The organism is Mycobacterium sp. E796, from assembly GCF_001672815.1.
Classification (GTDB): domain Bacteria; phylum Actinomycetota; class Actinomycetes; order Mycobacteriales; family Mycobacteriaceae; genus Mycobacterium.
On record NZ_LZKK01000012.1, the window covers coordinates 1 to 23,807 of the forward strand.

Below are 23,807 nucleotides of genomic sequence, written 5' to 3' on the forward strand. Positions count from 1 at the left end.
AAACGAGCTCTGCGAATGTCTCGTGGGCGCGGAGATGTCTAAAAGAGACAGGGGCCCGCCGGCGTGGCCCCTCGAACTCGGCCTGATCCTCGGCTTCGGCCTCGCCTTGCTGCCCCGCCGCGAGCGGGCCGAGCGCCGCGCGGCGCAGGCCCGCGCCCGGGCCATCGAGGAGGCCCGCCGCGAGGCCAAGCGCCAGGCCAGCGGGCGCATCGTCAACCAACCCAGACCCGCCACCCGCGGCGTGGTGCGGGGGCTGAAGATGCTGCTGATCAGCGTCGTGCTGGCCGTCGTCGGTGTCGGGCTGGGGCTGGTGCTGTACTTCACGCCCGCGATGTCGGCGCGCGAGATCGTCGTCACCGGAACCGGCACGGTGACGCGCGAAGAGGTGCTGGACGCGGCGCGGGTGCGGCCCGGCACGCCGCTGCTGCAGATCAACACCAACCAGGTCGCCGAGCGGGTGGCCGCGATCCGGCGGGTGGCCAGCGCGCGCGTGCAGCGGCAGTACCCGTCGGCCCTGCGCATCACGATCGTCGAGCGGGTGCCGTTGGTGGTGAAGGATTTTCCGGACGGTCCGCACCTGTTCGACCGCGACGGCGTCGACTTCGCGACCGCCCCGCCGCCCCCGGCGCTGCCGTACATCGACGTCGCCGACCCCGGCCCGAGCGACCCCGCGACCAAGGCCGCCCTGCAGGTGCTGATCGCGCTGCGCCCGGAGGTCTCGGGCCAGGTGGGCCGGATCGCGGCGCCGTCGGTCGCCTCGATCACGCTGACGCTCAACGACGGGCGGGTGGTGATCTGGGGGACCACCGACCGCACCGAGGAGAAGGCCGAGAAACTGGCCGCGCTGCTGACCCAGCCCGGGCGTACCTACGACGTGTCCAGCCCCGATCTCCCGACCGTGAAGTAGCCACGCGGGCCCGAATGTGCGGTTAGACGCACGTTCGACGCCCAACGTGCGGCCAGCCGCACGCTCGACGTCACAAAAATTTGCGTGTCGCGCGTCGGCGCGCCTGCGGGATTAGCGCCCGCCTGACCCATACCGTTCTGTTTGCGCGGAACTACTTGACATAACTCTAACTCTATGGTTGAGGTTGAGAGTTTGCCAAGCCGACACACCGAGTCCCACCAGGGAGGAAGAAGTAATGATGACCCCCCCGCACAACTACCTGGCCGTCATCAAGGTTGTGGGTATCGGTGGCGGCGGCGTCAACGCCGTCAACCGGATGATCGAGCAGGGCCTCAAGGGCGTGGAGTTCATCGCCATCAACACCGACGCCCAGGCGTTGTTGATGAGCGACGCCGACGTCAAGCTCGATGTCGGGCGCGACTCCACCCGCGGGCTGGGCGCCGGAGCCGACCCGGAGGTCGGGCGCCGGGCCGCCGAGGACGCCAAGGACGAGATCGAAGAGCTGCTGCGCGGGGCCGACATGGTGTTCGTCACCGCCGGCGAGGGCGGCGGGACCGGCACCGGCGGGGCGCCCGTCGTGGCCAGCATCGCCCGCAAGCTCGGAGCGCTGACCGTCGGCGTGGTCACCCGGCCGTTCTCGTTCGAGGGCAAGCGGCGCGGCAATCAGGCCGAAAGCGGCATCGCCGCGCTGCGGGAAAGCTGCGACACGCTGATCGTGATCCCCAACGACCGGCTGCTGCAGATGGGCGACGCCGCGGTATCGCTGATGGATGCGTTCCGCAGCGCCGACGAGGTGCTGCTCAACGGCGTGCAGGGCATCACCGACCTGATCACCACGCCCGGCCTGATCAACGTCGACTTCGCCGACGTCAAGGGCATCATGTCCGGCGCGGGCACCGCGTTGATGGGCATCGGCTCCGCGCGCGGCGAGGGCCGATCGCTCAAGGCCGCCGAGATCGCGATCAACTCGCCGTTGCTGGAGGCGTCGATGGAGGGCGCCCAGGGCGTGCTGATGTCGATCGCCGGCGGCAGCGACCTGGGCCTGTTCGAGATCAACGAGGCGGCCTCGCTGGTGCAGGACGCCGCGCATCAGGACGCCAACATCATCTTCGGCACCGTCATCGACGACTCGCTGGGCGACGAGGTGCGCGTCACCGTCATCGCCGCGGGCTTCGAGGCCAGTGGGCCGGGCCGCAAGCCGGTGATCGGCGCCGGGGAGAAGCCCGGCGCGCACCGGATCGAGTCGGCGAAGGCCGGCAAGCTCACGTCGACGCTGTTCGAACCCGTCGACGCGGTGAGCGTGCCCGTGCACACCAACGGCGCGACGTTGAGTATTGGCGGCGACGACGACGACGTCGACGTGCCGCCGTTCATGCGCCGCTGACGCCGTGCGCGTGACACGGGAACGGCCCGGCCGTCCGGATACTGGTCACGTGAGCGTTCGCATCCGGCGGGTGACCACCACCCGCGCGGGCGGTGTCTCGGCGCCGCCTTTCGACACCTTCAACCTGGGTGACCACGTCGGTGACGACCCGGCCGCGGTGGCCGCCAACCGATCCCGGCTGGCCGCGGCCCTCGGGCTGGGCACCGACCGGGTCGTGTGGATGAACCAAATCCATGGCGATCGGGTCGAGGTGGTCGACGGGCCGCGGAGCTCCGCGGTCGACGGCACCGACGCGCTGGTGACGAGCACTCCGCGATTGGCGCTGGCGGTGGTGACCGCCGACTGCGTGCCGGTGCTGATGGCCGACGCGCGCGCCGGCGTGGTCGCCGCCGTGCACGCCGGTCGCGTCGGCGCGCAGCGTGGGGTGGTGGCGCGTGCGGTGGAGGCGATGTTCGGGCTCGGCGCGCAGGCCGGCGACATCTCGGCGCTGCTCGGGCCGGCGGTCAGCGGCCGCAACTACGAGGTGCCCGCCGCGATGGCCGACGAGGTCGAGGCGGCGCTGCCGGGCAGCCGGACCACCACCTCTGCGGGCACTCCCGGACTGGATCTCCGGGCCGGAATCGCTTGCCAGCTAAGGGATTTGGGTGTCACGGCGATCGACGTCGACCCCCGCTGCACGGTGGCCGACCCAACCCTGTTCAGTCATCGTCGGGACGCGCCGACCGGTCGGCTGGCGTCGCTGGTCTGGATGGAGTGACCACCATGGCGGTGGACATGCCGGCCGGGCAAGACCGCGAAACGGAATTGACGCACGCATTGGCCGCGGTGCGTTCGCGACTTGCGGCGGCCGCGGAAGCGGCGGGCCGCAATGTCAGCGAAATTGAACTTCTCCCCATTACCAAATTCTTTCCAGCAACCGATGTAGCGATTTTGTCTCGATTGGGTTGTCGGTGCGTCGGCGAATCTCGCGATCAGGAAGCCGCGGCGAAGGTCGCCGAAGTCGCGCGGTTGGCCGGTAGTGCGGCGCTCGCGGACTTGCCGAATATGCACTGGCACATGGTCGGCCGCATTCAGCGCAATAAGGCGCGGTCGCTGGCCAACTGGGCGCACACCGCCCATTCGGTCGACAGCACCCGGCTGGTGACCGCGCTCGATCGGGCGGTGTCGACGGCGCTGTCGGAGGGACGCCGGTCCGAGCCGCTGCGCGTCTATGTCGAAGTCAGCCTCGACGGCGACGTGTCCCGCGGCGGCGTCGACATCACCGCGCCCGGCGCCCTCGATCAGGTCTGCGCGCAGGTCGCGGAGTCCAAAAGCCTGAAGCTGCTGGGCCTGATGGGCATCCCGCCGCTCGACTGGGACCCTGAGCGGGCCTTCGAGCTGCTGCGATCGGAGCACCGCCGGGTGCTCGAATCGCATCCGGACGCGGTGGGCCTGTCCGCCGGGATGTCCAGCGACTTCGAAATCGCCGTCAAACATGGTTCGACATGTGTGCGTGTCGGTACCGCGCTATTGGGTCCGCGGCGGCTACCGTCACCGTAATTAGTCACTGTAGTCACACCTTCATCACAGACACCAATAATCCCAGGGGCTAGAAGGGTTAAGCGATGAGCACACTGCACAAAGTCAAGGCCTACTTCGGTATGGCTCCGATGGAGGACTACGACGACGAGTACTACGACGACCGGGCGCCCTCCCGCGGATTCCCCCGCCCGCGCTTCGATGACGGCTACGGGCGCTATGACGGGCGTGACTACGACGACCCGCGCGGCGAGCCCGCCGAGTACCCGCCGAGCTACCGCAGCGGCTACCCGGAGGAGCGGGGCTACACACCCCGCGAATTCGACCGTCCGGAGATGGGCCGCCCGCGCCTCGGGTCGTGGCTGCGGAATTCCACGCGCGGCGCGCTGGCGATGGACCCGCGCCGGATGGCGATGCTGTTCGAAGAGGGCAGCCCGATGTCCAAGATCACCACGCTGCGGCCCAAGGACTACAGCGAGGCGCGCACCATCGGCGAGCGGTTCCGCGACGGCACCCCGGTGATCATGGACCTGGTGTCGATGGACAACGCCGACGCGAAGCGGCTCGTCGACTTCGCGGCCGGCCTGGCCTTCGCCCTGCGCGGCTCGTTCGACAAGGTCGCGACCAAGGTGTTCCTGCTGTCGCCCGCCGACGTCGACGTGTCCCCCGAGGAGCGTCGCCGGATCGCCGAAACCGGCTTTTACGCTTACCAATAGGCGCGCCACGGCCGCCGCCTAGCAGGTCGGCGGCCGTGAGGTGTGTGCCCGCACCGTTGACTCGGTACGCTGGCGGCTGATATTCGGGTCATCTCATCGGTTAGGTCGGGGCGTCGGAGTTGGTGCTGTTCTTTCAGATCCTTGGGTTCGCGCTGTTCATCTTCTGGCTGCTGCTGATCGCCCGGGTCGTCGTCGAGTTCATCCGTTCGTTCAGCCGTGACTGGCATCCGACCGGCATCACCGTGGTGGTTCTGGAGATCATCATGTCGATCACCGACCCGCCGGTGAAACTGCTGCGGCGGCTGATCCCGCAGCTCACCATAGGTGCGGTCCGCTTCGACCTGTCGATCATGGTGCTGCTGCTGGTCGCGTTCATCGGCATGCAACTGGCGTTCGGCGCCGCGGCGGGAGCCGCGCCGTGAGCGCGCCGACGGAGCCCGGAGACGGTTCGGCCACGTTTTAGCGTCGGTTCGGCGGCCGCGATTTAAAAACTTTAAGGGTTTGGATTTTATTGGTCTTAGTGTTTGAAATTGGTTCTTAATTATTGGGCTAATCGGCTACCGCCGGGTCTGGTGTGACAGGATGGACGGCAGTTGCACGACGGCAACCACTCCGTTCTACACTTTCCAGATCGTTTGACAGGAACTCGAGGGGACGAACAATGCCGCTTACACCAGCCGACGTCCACAATGTGGCGTTCAGTAAGCCGCCGATCGGCAAGCGCGGTTACAACGAAGACGAGGTCGACGCCTTCCTCGACCTGGTGGAAAACGAGCTGACGCGGCTCATCGAGGAGAACTCGGATCTGCGTCAACGCATCGAGGAGCTGGACCGCGAGCTCGCCGCCGGTGGTGGCGGCGGCGCCGCCCAGCCCACCCAGGCGATCCCCACCTACGAGCCCGAACCGGAGCCGGTCAAGCCGGCGCCCGTCGTGGCGCCCCCGCCGCCCGCGGCCCCCTCGGGAAGCAACGAGGAGCAGGCCCTCAAGGCTGCCCGGGTGCTTAGCCTGGCCCAGGACACCGCCGACCGGCTCACCAGCACCGCCAAGGCGGAGTCCGACAAGATGCTTGCCGACGCTCGCGCCAACGCCGACCAGATCCTCAGCGAGGCCAAGCACACGGCCGAGACCACGGTCGCGGATGCCCGGCAACGCGCCGACGCGATGCTGGCCGACGCCCAGAGCCGCTCGGAGACCCAGTTGCGGCAGGCCCAGGAGAAGGCCGACGCCCTGCAGGCCGACGCGGAACGCAAGCACTCCGAAATCATGGGAACCATCAACCAGCAGCGCACCGTGCTGGAGGGCCGCCTCGAGCAGCTGCGCACGTTCGAGCGTGAGTACCGCACCCGCCTCAAGACCTACCTCGAATCTCAGCTCGAGGAACTCGGCCAGCGTGGCTCGGCGGCACCCGTCGACTCCAGCGCCGATGCCGGCGGGTTCGACCAGTTCAATCGGGGTAATAACTAGCCTGGCAGCCGCGCCAAGCCACGACGCGGCGTCAACCTGCACTAGACCTGGCAGTCCCGCTCGTCGCCTGGAGGATGGCCGATGCTGATCATTGCGCTGGTACTCGCCCTGATCGGGCTCGTCGCGTTGGTGTTCGCCGTCGTCACCAGCAACGAGTTGGTCGCCTGGGTGTGCATCGGCGCCAGCGTCCTGGGCGTGGTGCTGCTGATCATCGACGCCCTGCGGGAGCGTCAGCGGCGCGACGCCGGCGGCGAAGTCGCCGAAGACACAGTAGAAGCCGAGGACGCGCCGGTCGACTACCCAGAGGAAGTCCCGGACGAGGGCGAACGACCCGCCGCCGAGCAGGGGCTCGAAGCCAGCGACGAGTCCGCGGTGCCCGCCGAGGGCCGCGGCGACGACCGCACCACGTAGCTGTCAGCGGGTCGGGGTATTCAGCAGCTCGCGGACCTCGTCGTCACTGACCTGGTGGAAGTCGGCGTAGACCTGTCCGACCGCTTCGAACCCGGGCGGCATGGTCGCACACACCACGTCGTCGGCTTCCTGCCCGATCTCGCGGCACGTCGACGGGGGGCCGACCGGGACCGCGACGACGATCGACCGCGGGCCCGCGGCCCGCAGGGCGCGGACGGCGACCAGCATGCTGGCGCCGGTGGCGATGCCGTCGTCGACCAGGATCACGGTCTTGCCTCGCGGGTCGGCGATGGGGCGGCCGCCCCGGTACGCCTGCTCGCGCCGGTGCAGTTCGGCCGTCTCGCTGGCGACCACCTCGCGGACCTGCTCGTCCGTGATGTGCAGGCTGGAAACCACGTTGTCGTTCATCACCACCGCACCGCCGCTGGCCAGCGCGCCCATCGCGAGCTCCGGCCAGCGCGGCACTCCGAGCTTGCGGACCAGGAACACGTCGAGCGGGGCGTGCAGCGCCGCCGCGATTTCCCACGCCACCGGGACGCCGCCGCGGGCGAGCCCGAAAACCAGTAGATCGTCCTTGCCCCGGTAGGACGCCAACTGCTCGCCGAGCACGCGGCCGGCCTCGCGACGGTCGCGGAACGTGCGCGTCGCCGTTCGCCGGAGAAAGCCGCTCGGTGGGTTCATTGGTCGCATTCGCCAGGCTTGGCCTTTGTCTAGCCTACGTGCGGCGTCGAGGTTCGCGAAGAAGGTTATGTGGCCGGATTTTCGCCGTGGGTCTCATCACGCAGTAGCCTTGTGCGCGAGGGGAATTCGCGGCGACACGAGAGGAATGGCGAAATGGGTCGGCGCACTTACACGTCCTACAGCATCGCCTGTGCGGTGGTGTGGGCCGTCATCTTGGTCGGGGTTTCAGCGGTGGCGGGCGCGGACACCCGGCGCACGTTCCTGCTGGTTGGCTCCGGATGGGGGATCGGCTGGCTGTCGGCGACTATCGCCCGGGCCGTCTACCCGCCGCCGAAGCGGCATGCCAGGCCGTAGTCCGTGCTGCGCTCGACTCGCTCTAGTGTCGGCCGTCACTGTAGTGCAAGCACTCGCGCGGAACGTTCGATGCCGTGCCAGTCCCGCCTGGCGAGCATTCGGTCCAGGGTTTGAGCCGCGGGTGAGGACGCATGACCGGGCCCCGCGCTCAGGCCGCCTAAGGTGAAATGTGTTGTTTGCACTAGCGATTGAGCAAAGACTCGGCGTTGAGGATGCCGGCGGCCAGGATCTCGTCGGACAGCGCTCGGTCCGAGACCGCACGGGCCAGTTGCAGCGTGCCGACCAAGACGGTGATCAAACCTAGCGCTTGGGCGCGTGCGCTCGATGGATCGCGCGGACAGATTTTCGCGGCGATCTGATCGATGATGGATTGCATTCCCTGCGTGTATGTTTCGCGAACCGTGTCGTTGCAACGCACGATCTCGTCAAGTAGCGCGGCGTTCGGGCAGCCCGATTCGGGGTCGTCGCGGTGTTGCGGTGACAGGTAGTCGCGGATGTAGTCGTCGATCGCCGACCGTTCCGGCGGCAACGCGCTCAGCGTGTCCAGCTGCACGCGTAGCTGGTCGGCCACCACGTGGGCCACCAGGTCGTCCTTGGATTCGAAGTGCGCGTAGAACGCGCCGTTGGTCAGTCCGGCATCGCACATCAGCGTGGCGATACCGGAGCCGTCGATGCCACCCCGTTTGAACCGCTCGCCGGCCGTGCCGATGATCCGCTTCCGCGTCGCGGCTTTGTGCTCCGGCTCGTAACGCGCCATGGGCGGCCTCCCAGTTGTCTTCGGCATCCCGTGCTTGACTCATGCTACCACATTGGATTACGGTCATAATAGTATGATCGTAAGGCAATCCGCGTTTTCCCCGGAAGGGCTTCCTGATGACCACTGCGCACGACCCGCTGGCAGACGTTCCCACCGAAAGGCGCACCATGGGCACGACCTGGAAAGACGCACCGACCCGGACCGTCAACGTCAACGGCGTGAGCTTCGCCTACCGCGAACTCGGAACCGGCACAGGCGTTCCGGTGGTGTTCCTGCATCACTTCACCGCCGTCCTGGACGACTGGGACCCACGCGTGGTCGACGGCATTGCCGCCCACCGCCGCGTCATCGCCTTCGACAACCGCGGCGTCGGCGCCACCGGCGGCTCCGTGCCGACCACCGTCGAACAGATGGGCACCGACGCCATCGCGTTCATCCGCGCCCTGGGTCTCGAACAGGTCGACCTGTTCGGGTTCTCCCTCGGCGGCGGGGTCGCGCAGATGGTCGCCCTGCAGGCACCGCAGCTGGTGCGCCGCATCATCCTGGCCGGCACCGGTCCGCGCGGCGGCGGTGGCATCGACAAGATGGCCACCATCGTCGGAGCCGCCTACCTCAAAGCGGCCCTGACCCGCAGCGACCCGCGTGACTTCCTGTTCTTCCCCCGCACCCCCGTCGGCAAACGCGCCGCAGCCGACTATCTGCAGCGGCTACGGGAGCGCACCACAGGCCTCGACAAGAAAATCTCTCTGCAAGCCCGCGTCGCCCAGATCAAAGCCATCCGCCACGCCGGTCAGAGCCAGCCCGACGACCTCTCGGTGATCACCCAGCCCGTCCTGGTCGTCAACGGAGACAACGACCTGATGGTCGCCAGCGAACACTCGGCCGACATGGCACGCCGGTTACCCAACGCCCAGCTGGTCATCTACCCCGACTCCGGGCACGGAGGCGTGTTCCAGCACCACCGCGAATTCGTCTCCGCCGCACTGCAATTTCTCGCCGACTAACATCCACCCACAATTCTGAGGAGACCACTCATGGCCGCCAATCGTCAGCACCCGAACACCGTGACGTCCTACAAGGACGCACCGACGCGCACCGTCACCGCCAAGGGCGTCACCTACGCCTACCGCGAACTCGGACCCACCGGCGGCATCCCCGTCGTCTTCCTCGTGCACCTCGCGGCGACGCTGGACAACTGGGATCCCGCCGTCGTCGACCCCATCGCCGCCCATCACCACGTCATCGCGTTCGATAATCGCGGCGTCGGGGCCTCCACCGGAAGCGTGCCCGACACCGTAGAAGCGATGGCCGACGACGCCTACATCTTCATCACCGCGCTGGGATACGACACCGTCGACCTCTTCGGTTTCTCCCTGGGCGGCATGGTCGCCCAAGCCCTCGTGCTCAGGCACCCCGACCTGGTCCGCAAGCTCATCCTGACCGGAACCGGACCCGCCGGCGGCAACGGAATCGACAAGGTCGCCGGCACCACGTACTACGACTCGCTGCGCGCCACCCTCACCCTCAAGGACCCCAAGGAGTACCTGTTCTTCAACCGCGACGACACCGGCAAGCGCGCGGCCCGCGCGTTCGTTGAACGCCTCAAGCAACGCGCCACAGATCGCGACGCCAAGATCGCCGTCAAAGCCTTCCAAACCCAACTCAAGGCCATCAAACGGTGGGGACGCTCCACCCCCGCCGACCTGTCGCGCATCACCAAGCCCACACTCATCATCAACGGCGACAACGACCGCATGGTCCCCAGCGTGCTCTCCGAAGACATGCACCGACGAATCGCCGGATCCGAACTGATCATCTACCCAGACTCCGGCCACGGCGCGATCTTCCAGTACCACCGCGAATTCAGCGACGCCGCAATAAAATTCCTTGCATAGGGGCCAAGTTCCACCGGATCCGCCGCCAGACCCGTCCGATGACGCGGCCTTGGCCGTGTTTGGTGCGGCAATTTCGCTCGCCCCAGTCGTCGGATGTGTGATCGCGGCTTCGCCGCTCAACACACTCCATCGGCTCGGAAATGAATGCGAGCATTCATTTCGCTCGCCTCAGTCGTGTGTCCGAGGGGGGACTTGGCCATCTGCGACACGGGTTGAGGTCTTTAAGTTGAGTAGTGTGCCCGCGCAGCCAGATAGGCGGCCCTGACCCTGTCCACCGAAGTAAAGGACATCCCTCCAGGGATCACCGTCCCCCTATCTCAGATGTCCATTACTTCAGGGGACCGTCGGGCCCGGTCAGCAACAGGCCCTGTTCCCAGGCGGTGCCGGAAACACCGTTATTTCCAGTCCCATTGGTGTCGGCGGGGCAGTTCGACGACGAAGAGTTCGGTGTTGTTTGTGCCTCGGAGTTCGGCGGTCTCGCCGATCGGGCTGTAGTAGGAGGTATGGATTGGATAGGCACGGTCGCTGTCGTTGACTCGCAGGCCCGTGCTGGTGGTCATGCCGATCTGGTTGCGCTCGGCGCTGAGCGTGAATACACCGCCTTGGTTGAGGCGGACCATCGTGATGCGGGTGTCGCCGTTGTCTCCGGGGTGGTCGTAGAAGCACCCGAGGCGTTTGATTTCGAGGCCTGGTGCCGTCGGGTAGTACTCGAACGCGGCGGTGTGCATCACGATTGGGGCGTGGTAGCCCTCGGCGGGGATGACGTATCTCTCGCGGCCTTGCGATTTCAGGCGGACGGTTTCGGCGTAAACAGCTTCGACGCCGTCAATCTCTGCTCCGTGCTCTCCGGTGGCTGGATCAATCGGGGTATATCGGCCATTCTCGAACACGCCGCGGGCGCGAAGGTCCGTTCGTGCTTGGCGGCGGAAGGCCTGCCAGTCGGGTCCGAGTTGATGTTGATCGCCGAAGCCGAATTGGGTGGACCAGCCGGTGTAGGCACCATGCTTGATCTCAGGGCCGTAGTAGGCGCCTTTGGGAAAGTACGCAACGTCACCGGCCTCCAGGTACTGGCCCGGTGCGAAGTTCTTGCGGCCGCTGTCGCACCAGCGGATCTGCTGAAAGGCGTGGTGATGGCGCGGTGCGCGGAAGGGGGCTTTGCCTTCTCGGTGGATGCCGCGACCGAGATGGAATCGCAGATCGTCGGGGGCGACTTCGCTAAGGGTGCGCCGTCCCTCCGACTCACCGTGATCACGCGTTCCGCTTCGCCGGCGCGGGCGCCGGGGTGCCTCCTCGAAGGTAACGATCTTCATGTCTTGTCTCCTGTGTGGTCAGTCGTTGGAGCGGAGTTTCGTGAGGATGTCCCGGGTGCGAGCGGTCTCGCCGAGCCGGGGAAAGATGTGGGTGAGGCTGTTGCGGTGGGCATCGGCGTTGGCGTCGGTCATGGCGTCGGTGGCGAGCACGACGTGCAGCCCGCGTTCGTGCGTGCAGCGCGCTGTGGATTCCACCTCGATGCTGGTGGCAACTCCCGCCAAAATGACCTGAGTGACATTGCGTTCGGCGAGTACGTCGGCCAGCTTGGTGTTCTGGAAGGCACCCCAACTGCGTTTGGTGATGCGGATATCGCTGTCTTGGGGGTCGAGGTCATCGAGAGGGTTTACCCGGTTTTGGTGAGTGTGCCGTGAACGAAAAGTGTGTCACCGAAGCGTATGTCGTCGTTCTCGATCGGTGAATATCCGTGGGTCGCGAGCAGGTCTGCGATGCTGCTTCCGCTGAGTGTCCAGCCACGTTTGATGAGGTAGGGAGCTGCTTCGTTGCGCTCACCCAGGTATGCCAGGTCTGACATCTGCGGATCGAAACCGTGTGTGCTCCAACGCTGGGACAGCTTGTGCAAGTGCTCCCTGGTTTTCTCGTCGCGCCCTGGCCCAGCGTTTGGGGTGCTCTCTGTCGCTAGCCGGCTTCCCGATGCGCTGAGTTCGGTGATGGTGTCAAGCAGGCGGTCTTGGGCCTCCGGCGGCAGATAGCCGAGTAGACCTTCGGCGCTCCATGCTGTTTTCTGAGCAGGGTCGAATCCTGCGGTACGCAGCGCGGCGGGCCAGTCGTCGCGGAGATCGACTGAGACTGTTCGCCGTTCGGCGGCAGGCGCGGCGCCGAGATCGTCCAGAGTGCGGGTTTTGAAGTCGATGACGTCTGGCTGGTCGACTTCATAAATCACGGTCCCCGTTGGCCAGGGCAGTCGGTATGCGCGAGAATCGAGGCCTGAAGCCAGGATCACGACTTGCTTGATGCCCGCTGTGGTGGCGTCGAGGAAGAACTCGTCGTAGAACTTGGTGCGCACGGCGGCTGCGTCGATCAATACCCGATCAAGGTTGTCGGCGAGGGCGGAAGATCCCGGCACTGCATCGTTCAAGTCTCCCGCGGTAATGTCTCCGCCCGCCAAGCGGGTGAGCAGGTCAATGCCCACCGCGCGGACAAGTGGCTCGGCGAATGGGTCGTTGATGATCGGTTGTTCGGCTCGCGTTGCTATCGCTCGTGCCGCCGCGACCATGGTGGCTGTCGCGCCGACGCTGGATGCCAGATCCCAGGCATCGCCGTCGTGTCTACTGGATGTCATGTTCGCTCCTTGAGTTCGTTTGTCTTCTAACGGCTTTCGTAAATTCCGTCGAGTCGGGCGCGGCCGATGACGTGACCCGAGATGGCAGCAAGAACTTCGTTAACACCGCACTTGGCCGGTAACCCGCTGGGGTGGGCTAGGGCGAAGAGTTGGAACACGTAGGTATGCGGACCGTGGGATCGGACTGGCAATGGCCCGGCCCAGCCACAACGGCCGAGCGCACCTTTTCCGTGCCGGATTCCCGGAATCGGGCTTGGGTCGGTTAGGGCGTTGTCGGCAAGCCCGCTGAGCGAAGGGTTGATGCCCAGGGTGAGTGCGTGGGTGGCCGGGCGGCGCCCAGGAGCGTCGGCGTCTTGCACCAGCAGGACGAGCTCGACAGTGCCCGCCGGCGGCGGCGTCCAGCTAAGGGCGGGCGAGATGTTGGCACCGAACATCTTGCCGCGGTGTCTTTCTGGTATCGCCGCCCCGTGGTCAAAAGCGGGGCTGGTCAAGGTGAAGTTCTCTGGTGCGTGCAGATCGGGTCGCGCCCAGGCCAGGGTGTGCTCGCCTGCGCGACGATGACGCAGTGCGATGCCGAGCGGATTAGCGAGCACAGAACATCCCCCAACTCCTTTAGGTATAAGAAGCGTCCTTTTAGGTATACTAATGACCCGTGGGCAAGAGAGCAATCGAGGGACGAGCCGCCGAAGCCGTGGATGCTGACCTGGGCGTTCAATTACGCTTCGCGGTCGGCCGCCTCTACCGGCGGTTCCGCAGCGAGCGCCCCGAGGGCGGGCTCGGAGACGCGGCACTCGCGGTGCTGACCAGCCTTCACAAACGTGGCCCGCAGACCCTCACCGAACTCAGCGAACGCGACCGGGTATCGCCTGCATCCATGAGCCAGACGGTGAATCGTCTGACGTCAGCCGGTTATGCCGTGCGCAGTCCTGACCCGGGCGATCGCCGCAAAGTGCTGTTCAGCGCCACCGCTGAAGGCCACAAACTCGCCGGCGCGGCCCGTGCGCAGCGCAACGCCTGGCTCGACGAACAACTGCGGGCCCTCAGCGCCGAAGACCGGAAAATAATCGCCCGCGCCGCAGCGTTGTTCGTCCGTATCGCTGACTCCTGAGCCGCGATGCCGTTAACGCGGGCTCAAGGGGCACCGGAGGCGGTCAATACCGTGTGGGACCGGGCGACCATGCGGATCGTGCGTGATTCGTTTGCCGCGCAAGATGTTTCGTTACGTCGCGCGAGCACTAGGATCGGATCGCGAAGGATATCCGCCCGGTCTACACGGCGGTGCCCGAGGCCGCGGCCAAAGAACGCTTCATTGAGTTCACCGCGAAGAGGGGCGCTCAGTACCCGGCAATCCTCCGGCGGCGGGGGAACGCATGGAGCGAGCTAGTGCCAATCTGCGACCACTTAGCGACACTCTCGCCTGGCGGAGCCGGCACTCGCGTGCTGAGTGTGATCGCGGCTTCGCCGCTCAACACACTCCATCGGCTCGGATGTGAATGCGAGCATTCATTTCGCTCGCCTCAGTCGTGTGTCCGAGGGGGGACTTGAACCCCCACGCCCATTAGTAGGGCACTAGCACCTCAAGCTAGCGCGTCTGCCATTCCGCCACTCGGACCAGGCCAACGAGAGTTGGCAGCTAAGGCTATCGGATCGGCCCGCGCGGACCCAAGTTAGCTCGCCGCGCGCCGGGGGTTCCGACCCGAGCCCGGTCGCGCCGGCAGTGGTAGGAAAGGTGGTTGTGACCGATCACACCGAGCAGCCGTCCAATCGCTTCGATGATGTGGTCGAGGTCGTCAGCAAGCTGATCCGGTTCGACACCACCAACACCGGCGAACCCGAGACCACGAGGGGCGAGGCCGAGTGCGCGCAATGGGTCGCCGAGCAGCTCCAAGACGTCGGCTACCTGCCGCAATACGTCGAGTCGGGCGCTCCCGGCCGGGGCAACGTGTTCGCCCGCCTACCGGGCGCAGACAGCTCACGCGGCGCCCTGCTGATCCACGGGCATCTCGACGTGGTCCCGGCCGAGCCCGCCGATTGGACCGTGCACCCGTTCTCGGGCGCGATCCGGGACGGCTTCGTCTGGGGCCGTGGCGCGGTCGACATGAAGGACATGGTCGGCATGATGCTCGTGGTCGCCCGGCGGCTGAAGCGGGCCGGCATCGTGCCGCCCCGCGATCTGGTGTTCGCGTTCGTCGCCGACGAAGAGCACGGCGGCCACTACGGGGCGCAATGGCTGGTCAAGAACCGGCCTGAGCTGTTCGACGGCGTCACCGAGGCGATCGGCGAAGTGGGTGGGTTCTCCCTGACCGTGCCGCGCCGCGACGGGGGAGAGCGCCGGCTTTACCTCATCGAGACGGCCGAAAAGGCGATGTGCTGGATGCGGCTGAGCGCCCAGGGCCCGGCCGGACACGGATCGATGGTGCACGACCAGAACGCCGTCACCGCCGTCGCCGAGGCGGTCGCCCGGCTGGGCAGGCACCAGTTCCCGCTGGTGGTCACCGACACCGTCCAGCAGTTCCTGGCTGCCGTCAGCGAGGAGACCGGGCTGAGCTTCGACATCAATTCGGACGACCTGGCGGGGACGATCGACAAGCTCGGCCCCATGGCCCGCATGCTCAAGGCCGTCCTGCACGACACCGCCAACCCGACGATGCTCAAGGCCGGGTACAAGGCCAACGTCATCCCGGCGACGGCGGAGGCGGTGGTGGACTGCCGCATCCTGCCCGGCCGCAAGGCGGCGTTCGAGGCCGAGGTCGACGCGCTGCTCGGCCCGAACGTGACCCGCGAATGGATCAGGGACCTCCCCTCGTACGAGACCAGCTTCGACGGTGCGCTTGTCGAGGCCATGGACGCCGCCGTGCTGGCGGTCGACCCCGACGGCCGGACCGTGCCCTACATGCTTTCCGGTGGCACCGACGCGAAATCCTTCGCGCGCTTGGGGATTCGCTGTTTCGGCTTCAGCCCGCTGCGGCTGCCGCCGGACCTGGATTTCGCCGCGCTGTTCCACGGCGTCGACGAACGGGTACCCATCGATGCGCTGAGGTTCGGCACCGAGGTGCTGGAACACTTCCTGACACACTGCTAGCAGACAACCAAAGAGAGGATCGCCCATGAGCCTGCCGCCCGACCCGTACGACGCGCTGCCGAAACTGCCCTCGTTCAGCCTGAATTCGAACTCGCTCACCAACGGGCAGCCGCTGGCCACCCCGCAGGTCAGCGGGATCCTCGGCGCCGGCGGGGAGGACGTCAGCCCGCAGCTGAGCTGGTCGGGATTCCCCGAGGGGACCCGCAGCTTCGCGGTCACCGTCTACGACCCCGACGCCCCGACGCTGTCCGGGTTCTGGCACTGGGCGGTGGCCAACCTGCCCGTCGACGTCACCGAGCTACCCGACAACGCCGGCGACGGCAGCGAATTGCCTGGCGGCGCACTGACTTTGGTCAACGACGCCGGCATGCGCCGCTACGTCGGCGCCGCGCCGCCGCCGGGCCACGGCCCGCATCGTTACTACGTCGCGGTGCACGCTGTGGACGTCGAGAAGCTCGACCTGCCCGAAGACGCCAGTCCGGCGTTCCTCGGGTTCAACCTGTTCCAGCACGCGATCGCGCGCGCCTACATCTACGGGACGTACGAGCAAAAGTAGCTTGCCCGCGTTGGCACTCTGGCGACAGCGCGATCCGGCTAGCCGATCGGTGTGATTGCCGCGGCGATCGCTTCCGGAATGGTGTTGAACAACGTTGGGAAGAGGCCCCCGAATTCCGTGCCGCCGAGGGTCTGGTTGAGGGGGATATCGACGCCGAGCAGGTTCAACGGAATCGTGACCGTGAGCGGTTCCGGCGGAGTCAGGAGCCCGTCGAACGGCACGTGGGCGGTGGCCGGCAGGACGATGAGGCCCACCCCCGGTTCCGACACGGCCACTGGCAGCGGCAGGTCCACCAGCAGTTGGCCGTTGAGGAAGCCGTTCATCGCGTAGGCGGGCATGTCGCCGATCGCGTTCAGCATTCCCAGGACGTTGCCGGTCTGCGCCGCCGTACCGAACGCCGTCGCGCCCTGCGCGACCCCGTTCGCCATCGCGAACGGCGGGCCCAATATCGCGAAGCCCAGCTGCAATGGCAACCCGAATATGGCCTGGCCGGCCAGCGTGGCGCCCGGAGGCAAACCCCCCACGGTCACCGTGAAGTTCGCCGAGACGCCGGCGTTGGTGAGTACGCCGACCGCGTTGGCGAAGTTGTGCAGCATCTGCCCGGGGACAGAGCCGGCCGGGACCAGGCTGGCGACGCCCTGCACCTGCTGTCCGGTGGCGGTCAGGATGGGAAGCAGGGCTGCCGCCGGGCCCTTGAGCCCGACCGGACCCACGATGGAGATTGTGAAGTCGAGGTTTGGTATGGAACCACCGAGATTGGTCGTCAGTCGGGTGGTATCGAATCCGGTGATGAACAGGTCGATCGGCGCGTGCGCTGCGTCCTGCACCGCCGCGTAGTAGTTGCCGGCGGCTACTGCTGCCTGGGCCGCCGCGATGTCGCGGGTCGCGGCGGGCAAAGTGCCCTGGATGCCGGAGCCGATTTGCTGCAGCGACGTGCTCACGGTCCATCCGTAGCCGGTCACGCCGTTGACGAACGTCTGCCCCAGGGCCACCGGGTTGAACGTCGCGGCGCCCTGAACGGCGAGTTGAATGTTCGCCGGCACGTTCGCGGGGAAACCCTGCAGGCCGCTCGCGACCCCAGTTGCGATGAGCTGCGCGTAGTGGCTTTGGTTGGCGACGATCTGACTCAGGATCGGGAACGGATGGGTCGCGAACTGCGCGCCCATCAGGCTCAGGTTCGTCGCTGTGTTCTCGAAGAGGACCGTGTACGGGTTGGGATAGGGCGCCGGGCTGCCGGATGGCACCGGCCCGAACAACCCGGGTAGCAACGAATTCAGCAGGGGTTGAAGTCCCTGGAGCAGCGGCACGTCCTGGAAGAGCCCGGTGACGGTTCCGCCGACGTCGCTCAGGGTTAGGCCGTGGGTCAGCTCGTTGGACAAGAAGTTGCCCAAGTCCAGTCCGACGCCGTTGAGGGTCGGCCCCAACAGGGCGCCGAGGGGTCCCGAGGTGAGGCTCAGGCCTGGGGTCAAATTGCCGAGGTTGAACGGCCCGAAGAAGTCGCTCAGGGTCGGGAAGCCACTAAGAATGGCCGGGAAGGAGCCCAAGCCGTTGGCGAATGCGCCGCCGATGCTGTTGAAGATGCCGTTGAAGGGGCTGAGGAGTTGGCTCAGCCCGCTGCCCAAGCCGCCGAGCAGCCCGGTGCCCGGGGCACCCAGGCCGAGCAGTCCGTCGACGCCGCCGAGCAGGCCGCCGAGCAGGCCCCCGCCGCTTGAGCCGCCCAAGCCGAGCAGGCCACCCCCGCCGAGGAGACCGCCCCCACCGAGGAGACCGCCCCCGCCGAGCAACCCGCCGAGAAGTGGGACGGACGCTGCCGCGCCGTTGGCGGTGAATTCGCCGATCATGGCCTGCTGGGCATTGGCGAGGTCGGTACCGAGGTAGGCCGCCGCCCCGCCGTTCAGCAGGTTCACAAACTCGCTGTGAAATGCCGCCGCCTGGGCGCTCATCGCCTGGAATTGCTGCCCGTATGCACCGAATAGCTGCGAGACGGCGAGCGACACGTCATCGGCGGCAGCGGTGGTGATGGCGGTCGTCTGGCCCGCTGCGGCCGCTGTGGCCTCTCGCAACGCGGAACCGATGCCCGCCAAATCCCCGGCGGCGGCCCCGACCGTTTCCGGCGCGGCAACTACAAATGACATGGCCGTCTCCCCTCGAAGGCTCTCCCGATTAGCCCACTGAGATACCGGTCACAATGTTCACCAGATTGTGACGGGCTAAACCCAATCTCTAGCTGTTTGTAGCAGCTAGTTATACAACTGCACAACCCGCAACGCGCGGCGTCGTATTGGCAAGGCGTTCAACCGTTTTAATTGACACACGCCAAATAGGACGGCTATCCCGGCTCCCCGAGCCGTTCCGAGCCCCCCGTCGCCCGGCCCGGGTCGATGGCCGCTGACCCCACCGCGTCACCGAGCGAGGCGAACCCGCCTTCATGCAGGCGCCGAGCGATGCCGTCGTGAATGTGCTTGGGCCACAACCCGCCTCCGTAGATGAAGCCGGTGTAGCCCTGCAGCAGCGACGCGCCCGCGGTGATCCGCTCCCAAGCGTCGTCGGCCGTCTCGATGCCGCCCACGCTGATGAGCACCAGGCGGTCACCCACCCGGCCGTAGAGCCGACGCAGCACCTCGACCGCCCTGCGCGCCACCGGCGGCCCCGAGATACCGCCCGCGCCAAGCTTTTTCACCCCCGGCGTGTTCAGTCCCTCCCGCGACACGGTGGTGTTGGTCGCGACGATGCCGGCCAGGCCCAGTTCGACGGCAAGGTCGGCGATGTCGTCGACGTCGGAATCGGAAAGGTCGGGTGCGATCTTGACCAGCACCGGCGTCGACGTCGTCGAGGCCTCCAGCAGGACGCCCTGCAGAATGGGCCGCAGCGATTCCACGGCCTGCAGGTCGCGCAGCCCCGGCGTGTTCGGCGAGCTGACGTTGACCACCAGATACGACGCGAGCGGTGCCACCAGCCGGGCGCTGGCCCGATAGTCGCCGATGGCGTCGGCGGCCGCGACCGCCTTCGTCTTGCCGATGTTGACCCCGATCGGCACGTCGGGGCGGCGGTGGGTGAGGCGGATCGCCAGCGCGCCGGCGCCGCGATTGTTGAACCCCATCCGGTTCAGCAGGGCCCGGTCGGCGGGCAGCCGGAACAGACGGGGGCCGGGGTTGCCGGGTTGGGGTTGCGCCGTGACGGTGCCCACCTCCGCATACCCGAAACCCAACGCGCCCCAGGTGAGCAGGCCCTTGCCGTCCTTGTCGAAGCCGGCGGCCAAGCCCAGCGGTCCGGGGAAACGCACCCCGAACACCGTGCTGGCCAGCACCGGGTCGGTCGGGCCGAGCCGTCGGTGCAGCCACCGCCGCGCGACGGGCAGGACCGTGACGGCGCGCAGCAGCGCGAACACCAGCGTGTGAATGCGTTCGGGCGGGAACAGGAACAACAGCCGGCGGGTAAGCCGGTACATCACAATTCCGGTTGGTCGGGCCGCCGGCTGTCCAGACGAGTCTTCTTGCGGCGCAACAACACCCGTCGGCTGCCGTCGGTGTAGAGGCGCACCCGGGTGAGTTCCCAGCCGCGATATTCGGCCTCGATGGACAGCCGGATGGACGCGCTGAGCCGCGTCACTTCCGGCGGCAGGCGCAGCGGGATCCATTCGTATTCGTCGGACATCTCCGCTTCCCAGCCCGCCGGCAGCCGACTCCACCGCGGCGCTTGACGGCTCGTCACGGCGTGCCCGCCGCGTGCTCGATGACCTGGACACCCGCACCCGACCCCGACACCACGTACAAGGTGCCCGACGCTTCGTCAAAAGCCAGCGAGTTGGGTTGCTGCACGGTTGGGTATCGCACCCTTTCGACGGGAATTCCGGTTGACAGATCGTAACCAATGACGACGTTCGCCGCGGTGAGGGACACCCAGGCCAGCCCGCGGGAACCGGCCAGGCCGTACGGGGACTGCCGCACCGGGTAGGCCTGCCGCAGGATCAGCGGATCGACGCCGTAGACCAGCAGCTGCCCGCCACGGGTGTCGGCGACCAGGACGCGGCCCAGCGAGTCGGCGGCCAGGTTGGTCGCGCCCTCCCCGGCACGCAGCGCCTGCTCGGCGCGTCCGTCGGCGCCGATCGTCGTCACCGAGGTCTGGCCCCGATCCAGGACCACTATCGTATTCCCTTGTGCCGCAATCGCGTCCACACGAGCGAAGATCTTGGTGCGGCTGCTGATGGTGGCGCTGCGTACCGAGGCCGGTGTCCGGGAGGCGAAGGTGTACAGAGCGCCGTCCGAGCTGCCCAGCACCAGCGTTCCGTCGGCTCGCTGGGCGACCGCGGTGAAGTCGACCTGCTGGGCGTTGGCGACGGGCACGCGGGTCGCGCGGCCAGCGGACAGGTCGACCACGAAGTAGCCGCCCCGGGTGGCCAGGAAGGCCGTGCCGCGGCCGTCGCCGGTCAACGCGGTCGCCGGGCCCGGCAGGTCGACCACCCGCGGCGCGGCCTGCGGGTCACCGAATTCGGTGAGGCCGGCGGGCGCCTCCGGGTCGGCGCCGGGGACCAGGACGGCCAGTTGACGGGTGGCCCCGTCGAAGATTGCCGCGGCCCCGTGGCCGGCCAGCTGTCGCACCGCGCCGGCCGCGGGTTGCGACGCCGGCGGGGAGACGGCCGGCTGGGCCGGTTCGATCGTGGGCGGCGCGCTACCGAGCGGATCGCCCGAGCAACCCGCGACCGCTACCAGCAAAAACGCCAGCGCAAGGAAGGCGCCCTGGACTGCCGATTTGTCGGTCGTATGTCGTCGCAGCAATTATTTTCCCTCGCGTCACCAACGTGAAATTCAAATTTTAGGGAACGGTTTCGCATCCAATATGGCCATGTTGCCTGCATTGGGTCGGACTGGAGAGGTATGGTCGCGTCATGACCGTCATCGTCGACCGGCATGTCGCCGACAAAGAGTTTGCTGTCGAGGACATCTCGACGGGAATCTTTGCCAGCGGGTACGGACAGCTCGGTGATGGGCGCAGTTTCTCCTTCCACATCGAGCACCGCTCGCTCGTCGTCGAAATTTACCGCCCACGCCTCTCGGGCCCCGTTCCGCAGGCCGAGGACGTGGTCGCGCGGGCGGTCCGCGGCCTGGTCGACATCGACCTCACCGACGAGCGCAGCCTGACCGCCGCGGTACGCGACTCGATCGCGCACGCCGTGCCGGTCTGCCGCTAGCGAACCAGTCGCGCCCACCCGTACCGAGTACGGTCGTCGTCGTGACCGTCATCCTGCTCAGGCACGGCCGCTCCACGTCGAACACCGCCGGTGTGCTGGCTGGGCGGTCGGAGGGCGTCGACCTCGACGACAAGGGCCGCGAGCAGGCCGCCGGGCTGATCGACCGGATCGGCGACCTGCCGATCCGCGCCGTGGTCACCTCCCCGCTGCTGCGCTGCCGGCGCACCGTCGAGCCGCTGGCAGAAGCGCTGTGCCTCGACCCCCTGATCGACGAGGAGCTCGCCGAGGTGGACTACGGCGACTGGACGGGCCGCAAGATCGGCGAGTTGACGAAGGAGCCGTTGTGGCGGGTGGTCCAGGCCCACCCCAGCGCGGCGGTGTTCCCCGGGGGCGAGGGCCTGGCGCAGGTGCAGGCTCGTGCGGTCGCGGCCATCCGCGCGCACGACCGGCGGCTGGCCTTAGAACTTGGCGGAGAACTCGGGGGGGCAGACGGCGCCGACGCGCTCTGGGTGGCCTGCACCCACGGTGACGTCATCAAGTCCGTCGTCGCCGACGCGTACGGCATGCACCTGGACGGGTTCCAGCGCGTCACCGCCGATCCCGGGTCGGTGACCGTGATCCGCTACACCCCGCTGCGGCCATTCGTGTTGCACGTCAACCACACGGGCGGCCGGCTGTCCGCCGCGTTGCGGGCGGGGCCCCCGCCGAAGGACGAGTCCAAGGGTGATGAGGCTCACGATGAGTCGAAAGGGGAGTCGCAAACCGGGCCGGCCGAAGCGGTGGCGACGAGCGACGCGGTGGTCGGCGGGTCAACTGATTAGTTTCGCTGCGGCGGGGCAATCGAATCGCACGGCAACGGCAACAGCCGGTATTTTGGAGGTGCCATGGCCCGCGCAATTCACGTCTTCCGCACGCCCGACCGCTTCGTGGCCGGGACCGTCGGCCAGCCCGGAAATCGCACGTTTTACATACAGGCCGTGGGCGATTCGCGGGTGGTGTCGGTGGTCTTGGAGAAGCAACAGGTCGCGGTGCTCGCGGAGCGCATCGGCGCGCTGCTGCTCGAGGTGAACCGCCGATTCGGCACGCCGGTTCCGCCGGAGCCCGCCGAGATCGACGACCTCAGCCCGTTGATCACGCCCGTCGACGCGGAGTTCCGGGTCGGGACCATGGGCCTCGGCTGGGACTCCGAGGCGCAGACGGTGGTGGTCGAGTTGCTCGCAGTCACCGACGCCGAGTTCGACGCCTCGGTCGTGCTCGACGACACCGAGGAGGGCCCCGACGCGGTGCGGGTCTTCCTGACGCCGGAGTCGGCACGCCAATTCGCCACCCGCTCCAACCGCGTCATCTCGGCCGGCCGTCCGCCGTGCCCGCTGTGCGACGAACCGCTGGACCCCGAGGGGCACATCTGCGCGCGCACCAACGGCTACAAGCGCAGCGCGCTTCTCGGGCCCGACGATGACGCCGAGGAATAACGAGGCGCGCGAGCGGGAGGTGCTGCGGGACGGCGAGCTGACCGTCCTCGGACGCATCCGCTCCGCGAGCAACGCCACCTTCCTGTGCGAGTCGACACTCGGCGAGGCCAGCGTGCACTGCGTCTACAAACCGGTCTCCGGTGAGGCGCCGCTGTGGGATTTCCCGGACGGGACCCTGGCCGGCCGCGAACTCGGGGCGTACCTGGTGTCGGTGCAGTTGGGCTGGAAAATCGTGCCCCACACCATCATTCGGCATGGGCCGGCGGGCCCGGGCATGCTGCAGCTGTGGATACAGCAGCCCGGTGACGCGGTGGATTCGCCCCCCACAAACCTGCCGGACCTGGTCGACCTGTTTCCCGCCGACAGACATGAGCCGGGGTATCTGCCGGTGCTGCGGGCCTACGACTACGCCGGCGACGAGGTGGTCCTGATGCACGCTGATGACATCCGGTTGTGGCGGATGGCGGTGTTCGACGTGCTGATCAACAACGCCGACCGCAAGGGCGGCCACGTCCTGCGCGACCTGGAGGGCCACGTCTACGGCGTCGACCACGGGGTGTCCCTGCACGTGGAGAACAAGCTGCGGACGGTGCTGTGGGGCTGGGCGGGCAAGCCGATCGACGACAACACCTGCAAGGCGATCGCCGGGCTCGCCGATTCCCTGGCCGGCTCATTCGCCGACGAACTGGCCGAGCACATCACCAGCGCGGAAATTGCGGCGCTGCGCCGGCGCGCGTGCCGGCTGCTGGACAACCCGGTCATGCCGTCGCCCAACCGGCACCGCCCCATTCCCTGGCCGGCGTTCTGAAC

Annotated in this window: 27 protein-coding genes, 1 tRNA gene and 1 pseudogene; 18 read left to right on the forward strand and 11 right to left on the reverse strand. The window is 67.4% G+C overall.

Features of this window, described 5'->3' with window-relative positions; genetic code table 11:
- The first annotated feature begins 34 nt into the window (after positions 1 to 34).
- From A5706_RS00570 to A5706_RS00605, 8 genes are all read left to right on the forward strand, one after another.
- Entirely contained in the window at positions 35 to 907 is an 873-nt protein-coding gene (locus A5706_RS00570; RefSeq protein WP_082964111.1) for a cell division protein FtsQ/DivIB, read from the forward strand.
- A gap of 238 nt (positions 908 to 1,145) precedes the next feature.
- Positions 1,146 to 2,291, forward strand: a complete 1,146-nt coding sequence (ftsZ, locus tag A5706_RS00575) for a cell division protein FtsZ (RefSeq protein ID WP_068126107.1) — start codon at positions 1,146 to 1,148, stop codon at positions 2,289 to 2,291.
- Between the two features lie 49 nt (positions 2,292 to 2,340).
- Positions 2,341 to 3,048, forward strand: a complete 708-nt coding sequence (gene pgeF / locus A5706_RS00580; RefSeq protein ID WP_068126024.1) for a peptidoglycan editing factor PgeF — start codon at positions 2,341 to 2,343, stop codon at positions 3,046 to 3,048.
- 5 nt (positions 3,049 to 3,053) lie between these two features.
- Positions 3,054 to 3,830 carry a YggS family pyridoxal phosphate-dependent enzyme gene (locus A5706_RS00585; protein ID WP_068126108.1) on the forward strand — a complete coding sequence of 259 codons (777 nt, stop codon included), beginning with the start codon at positions 3,054 to 3,056 and terminating at the stop codon, positions 3,828 to 3,830.
- Positions 3,831 to 3,895: 65 nt separating this feature from the next.
- Positions 3,896 to 4,525, forward strand: a complete 630-nt coding sequence (locus A5706_RS00590; RefSeq protein ID WP_068126026.1) for a cell division protein SepF — start codon at positions 3,896 to 3,898, stop codon at positions 4,523 to 4,525.
- A gap of 119 nt (positions 4,526 to 4,644) precedes the next feature.
- Complete coding sequence (locus A5706_RS00595; RefSeq protein WP_067149893.1) at positions 4,645 to 4,947, forward strand: YggT family protein; 303 nt, start codon at positions 4,645 to 4,647, stop codon at positions 4,945 to 4,947.
- Between the two features lie 239 nt (positions 4,948 to 5,186).
- Positions 5,187 to 5,990 carry a DivIVA domain-containing protein gene (locus tag A5706_RS00600; RefSeq protein WP_068126028.1) on the forward strand — a complete coding sequence of 268 codons (804 nt, stop codon included), beginning with the start codon at positions 5,187 to 5,189 and terminating at the stop codon, positions 5,988 to 5,990.
- A gap of 81 nt (positions 5,991 to 6,071) precedes the next feature.
- Positions 6,072 to 6,401: a hypothetical protein gene (locus A5706_RS00605; RefSeq protein WP_068126029.1), complete on the forward strand. Its 330-nt coding sequence runs from the start codon at positions 6,072 to 6,074 to the stop codon at positions 6,399 to 6,401.
- 3 nt (positions 6,402 to 6,404) lie between these two features.
- On the opposite strand, the pseudogene A5706_RS00610 reads toward A5706_RS00605, so the two are convergent.
- Positions 6,405 to 7,106: pseudogene (locus A5706_RS00610) on the reverse strand (phosphoribosyltransferase); the annotation flags it as partial.
- A gap of 129 nt (positions 7,107 to 7,235) precedes the next feature.
- On the opposite strand from A5706_RS00610, the gene A5706_RS00615 reads away from it, so the two are divergent.
- Positions 7,236 to 7,436 carry a hypothetical protein gene (locus A5706_RS00615; RefSeq protein WP_068126033.1) on the forward strand — a complete coding sequence of 67 codons (201 nt, stop codon included), beginning with the start codon at positions 7,236 to 7,238 and terminating at the stop codon, positions 7,434 to 7,436.
- 181 nt (positions 7,437 to 7,617) lie between these two features.
- On the opposite strand, the gene A5706_RS00620 is transcribed toward A5706_RS00615, so the two are convergent.
- On the reverse strand, positions 7,618 to 8,193 hold the full coding sequence (locus tag A5706_RS00620; protein ID WP_068126035.1) for a TetR/AcrR family transcriptional regulator: 576 nt from the start codon (positions 8,191 to 8,193) through the stop codon (positions 7,618 to 7,620).
- Positions 8,194 to 8,309: 116 nt separating this feature from the next.
- Here A5706_RS00620 and A5706_RS00625 point away from each other — a divergent pair, with 116 nt between their 5' ends.
- Positions 8,310 to 9,197, forward strand: coding sequence for an alpha/beta fold hydrolase (locus A5706_RS00625; protein WP_231984917.1), 888 nt, complete (start codon positions 8,310 to 8,312; stop codon positions 9,195 to 9,197).
- A gap of 30 nt (positions 9,198 to 9,227) precedes the next feature.
- Entirely contained in the window at positions 9,228 to 10,088 is an 861-nt protein-coding gene (locus tag A5706_RS00630) for an alpha/beta fold hydrolase (protein ID WP_068126036.1), read from the forward strand.
- A gap of 395 nt (positions 10,089 to 10,483) precedes the next feature.
- On the opposite strand, the gene A5706_RS32770 is transcribed toward A5706_RS00630, so the two are convergent.
- The 4 genes from A5706_RS32770 to A5706_RS31890 all read right to left on the reverse strand — a co-directional run bounded on the left by A5706_RS32770 (position 10,484) and on the right by A5706_RS31890 (position 13,292).
- Positions 10,484 to 10,819 (reverse strand): hypothetical protein, encoded by a 336-nt coding sequence (locus tag A5706_RS32770; RefSeq protein WP_156766891.1) that lies wholly within the window; start codon positions 10,817 to 10,819, stop codon positions 10,484 to 10,486.
- Between the two features lie 597 nt (positions 10,820 to 11,416).
- Positions 11,417 to 11,707 carry an isochorismatase family protein gene (locus tag A5706_RS35115; RefSeq protein ID WP_082964105.1) on the reverse strand — a complete coding sequence of 97 codons (291 nt, stop codon included), beginning with the start codon at positions 11,705 to 11,707 and terminating at the stop codon, positions 11,417 to 11,419.
- Positions 11,708 to 11,742: 35 nt separating this feature from the next.
- Entirely contained in the window at positions 11,743 to 12,699 is a 957-nt protein-coding gene (locus A5706_RS00640; protein WP_068126040.1) for a class I SAM-dependent methyltransferase, read from the reverse strand.
- A 26-nt stretch (positions 12,700 to 12,725) separates the two neighbouring features.
- Complete coding sequence (locus A5706_RS31890) at positions 12,726 to 13,292, reverse strand: YbhB/YbcL family Raf kinase inhibitor-like protein (RefSeq protein WP_156766892.1); 567 nt, start codon at positions 13,290 to 13,292, stop codon at positions 12,726 to 12,728.
- A 59-nt stretch (positions 13,293 to 13,351) separates the two neighbouring features.
- Here A5706_RS31890 and A5706_RS00645 point away from each other — a divergent pair, with 59 nt between their 5' ends.
- A complete protein-coding gene (locus A5706_RS00645; RefSeq protein ID WP_082964107.1) occupies positions 13,352 to 13,807 on the forward strand; it encodes a MarR family winged helix-turn-helix transcriptional regulator in 456 nt (151 codons plus the stop codon).
- 418 nt (positions 13,808 to 14,225) lie between these two features.
- On the opposite strand, the gene A5706_RS00650 is transcribed toward A5706_RS00645, so the two are convergent.
- Positions 14,226 to 14,311: transfer RNA gene (locus A5706_RS00650), tRNA-Leu, on the reverse strand.
- A gap of 123 nt (positions 14,312 to 14,434) precedes the next feature.
- Here A5706_RS00650 and A5706_RS00655 point away from each other — a divergent pair.
- Together A5706_RS00655 and A5706_RS00660 are read left to right on the forward strand one after the other, a co-directional pair.
- Positions 14,435 to 15,781, forward strand: coding sequence for a M20/M25/M40 family metallo-hydrolase (locus A5706_RS00655; protein ID WP_156766893.1), 1,347 nt, complete (start codon positions 14,435 to 14,437; stop codon positions 15,779 to 15,781).
- A 25-nt stretch (positions 15,782 to 15,806) separates the two neighbouring features.
- Positions 15,807 to 16,337, forward strand: a complete 531-nt coding sequence (locus A5706_RS00660) for a YbhB/YbcL family Raf kinase inhibitor-like protein (protein WP_068126047.1) — start codon at positions 15,807 to 15,809, stop codon at positions 16,335 to 16,337.
- A gap of 38 nt (positions 16,338 to 16,375) precedes the next feature.
- Here A5706_RS00660 and A5706_RS33960 read toward each other — a convergent pair whose 3' ends face one another.
- The 4 genes from A5706_RS33960 to A5706_RS00680 all read right to left on the reverse strand — a co-directional run bounded on the left by A5706_RS33960 (position 16,376) and on the right by A5706_RS00680 (position 21,109).
- The gene (locus tag A5706_RS33960) at positions 16,376 to 18,472 is read right to left on the reverse strand and encodes a PE family protein (protein WP_068126049.1); all 2,097 of its coding nucleotides are present in this window, start codon (positions 18,470 to 18,472) and stop codon (positions 16,376 to 16,378) included.
- A gap of 194 nt (positions 18,473 to 18,666) precedes the next feature.
- A complete protein-coding gene (locus tag A5706_RS00670) occupies positions 18,667 to 19,785 on the reverse strand; it encodes a quinone-dependent dihydroorotate dehydrogenase (protein ID WP_068126050.1) in 1,119 nt (372 codons plus the stop codon).
- Entirely contained in the window at positions 19,785 to 19,991 is a 207-nt protein-coding gene (locus tag A5706_RS00675; RefSeq protein WP_068108689.1) for a DUF5703 family protein, read from the reverse strand. The genes A5706_RS00670 and A5706_RS00675 overlap by 1 nt, the downstream gene beginning before the upstream one ends.
- Before the next feature lie 53 nt (positions 19,992 to 20,044).
- Positions 20,045 to 21,109, reverse strand: a complete 1,065-nt coding sequence (locus tag A5706_RS00680) for a YncE family protein (protein WP_068126113.1) — start codon at positions 21,107 to 21,109, stop codon at positions 20,045 to 20,047.
- Between the two features lie 113 nt (positions 21,110 to 21,222).
- On the opposite strand from A5706_RS00680, the gene A5706_RS00685 reads away from it, so the two are divergent.
- The 4 genes from A5706_RS00685 to A5706_RS00700 all read left to right on the forward strand — a co-directional run bounded on the left by A5706_RS00685 (position 21,223) and on the right by A5706_RS00700 (position 23,805).
- Positions 21,223 to 21,525 (forward strand): hypothetical protein, encoded by a 303-nt coding sequence (locus tag A5706_RS00685; RefSeq protein ID WP_068126053.1) that lies wholly within the window; start codon positions 21,223 to 21,225, stop codon positions 21,523 to 21,525.
- A 41-nt stretch (positions 21,526 to 21,566) separates the two neighbouring features.
- Positions 21,567 to 22,346: a histidine phosphatase family protein gene (locus A5706_RS00690; protein WP_068126055.1), complete on the forward strand. Its 780-nt coding sequence runs from the start codon at positions 21,567 to 21,569 to the stop codon at positions 22,344 to 22,346.
- Positions 22,347 to 22,409: 63 nt separating this feature from the next.
- Positions 22,410 to 22,997: a DUF3090 domain-containing protein gene (locus A5706_RS00695; RefSeq protein ID WP_068108432.1), complete on the forward strand. Its 588-nt coding sequence runs from the start codon at positions 22,410 to 22,412 to the stop codon at positions 22,995 to 22,997.
- The gene (locus tag A5706_RS00700) at positions 22,981 to 23,805 is read left to right on the forward strand and encodes an SCO1664 family protein (RefSeq protein WP_082964108.1); all 825 of its coding nucleotides are present in this window, start codon (positions 22,981 to 22,983) and stop codon (positions 23,803 to 23,805) included. The genes A5706_RS00695 and A5706_RS00700 overlap by 17 nt, the downstream gene beginning before the upstream one ends.
- The last annotated feature ends 2 nt before the right edge of the window (positions 23,806 to 23,807 follow it).

Excerpts from the sequence above, each read along its gene's own strand:
- A5706_RS00570 (WP_082964111.1), top strand. The coding sequence starts at position 35 with ATGTCTAAAAGAGACAGGGGCCCGCCGGCGTGGCCCCTCGAACTCGGC.
- ftsZ (WP_068126107.1), top strand. The coding sequence starts at position 1,146 with ATGACCCCCCCGCACAACTACCTGGCCGTCATCAAGGTTGTGGGTATC.
- A5706_RS00585 (WP_068126108.1), top strand. The coding sequence starts at position 3,054 with ATGGCGGTGGACATGCCGGCCGGGCAAGACCGCGAAACGGAATTGACG.
- A5706_RS00590 (WP_068126026.1), top strand. The coding sequence starts at position 3,896 with ATGAGCACACTGCACAAAGTCAAGGCCTACTTCGGTATGGCTCCGATG.
- A5706_RS00600 (WP_068126028.1), top strand. The coding sequence starts at position 5,187 with ATGCCGCTTACACCAGCCGACGTCCACAATGTGGCGTTCAGTAAGCCG.
- A5706_RS00605 (WP_068126029.1), top strand. The coding sequence starts at position 6,072 with ATGCTGATCATTGCGCTGGTACTCGCCCTGATCGGGCTCGTCGCGTTG.
- A5706_RS00615 (WP_068126033.1), top strand. The coding sequence starts at position 7,236 with ATGGGTCGGCGCACTTACACGTCCTACAGCATCGCCTGTGCGGTGGTG.
- A5706_RS00620 (WP_068126035.1), bottom strand. The coding sequence starts at position 8,193 with ATGGCGCGTTACGAGCCGGAGCACAAAGCCGCGACGCGGAAGCGGATC.
- A5706_RS00625 (WP_231984917.1), top strand. The coding sequence starts at position 8,310 with ATGACCACTGCGCACGACCCGCTGGCAGACGTTCCCACCGAAAGGCGC.
- A5706_RS00630 (WP_068126036.1), top strand. The coding sequence starts at position 9,228 with ATGGCCGCCAATCGTCAGCACCCGAACACCGTGACGTCCTACAAGGAC.
- A5706_RS00640 (WP_068126040.1), bottom strand. The coding sequence starts at position 12,699 with ATGACATCCAGTAGACACGACGGCGATGCCTGGGATCTGGCATCCAGC.
- A5706_RS00660 (WP_068126047.1), top strand. The coding sequence starts at position 15,807 with ATGAGCCTGCCGCCCGACCCGTACGACGCGCTGCCGAAACTGCCCTCG.
- A5706_RS33960 (WP_068126049.1), bottom strand. The coding sequence starts at position 18,472 with ATGTCATTTGTAGTTGCCGCGCCGGAAACGGTCGGGGCCGCCGCCGGG.
- A5706_RS00670 (WP_068126050.1), bottom strand. The coding sequence starts at position 19,785 with ATGTACCGGCTTACCCGCCGGCTGTTGTTCCTGTTCCCGCCCGAACGC.
- A5706_RS00675 (WP_068108689.1), bottom strand. The coding sequence starts at position 19,991 with ATGTCCGACGAATACGAATGGATCCCGCTGCGCCTGCCGCCGGAAGTG.
- A5706_RS00685 (WP_068126053.1), top strand. The coding sequence starts at position 21,223 with ATGACCGTCATCGTCGACCGGCATGTCGCCGACAAAGAGTTTGCTGTC.
- A5706_RS00695 (WP_068108432.1), top strand. The coding sequence starts at position 22,410 with ATGGCCCGCGCAATTCACGTCTTCCGCACGCCCGACCGCTTCGTGGCC.
- A5706_RS00700 (WP_082964108.1), top strand. The coding sequence starts at position 22,981 with ATGACGCCGAGGAATAACGAGGCGCGCGAGCGGGAGGTGCTGCGGGAC.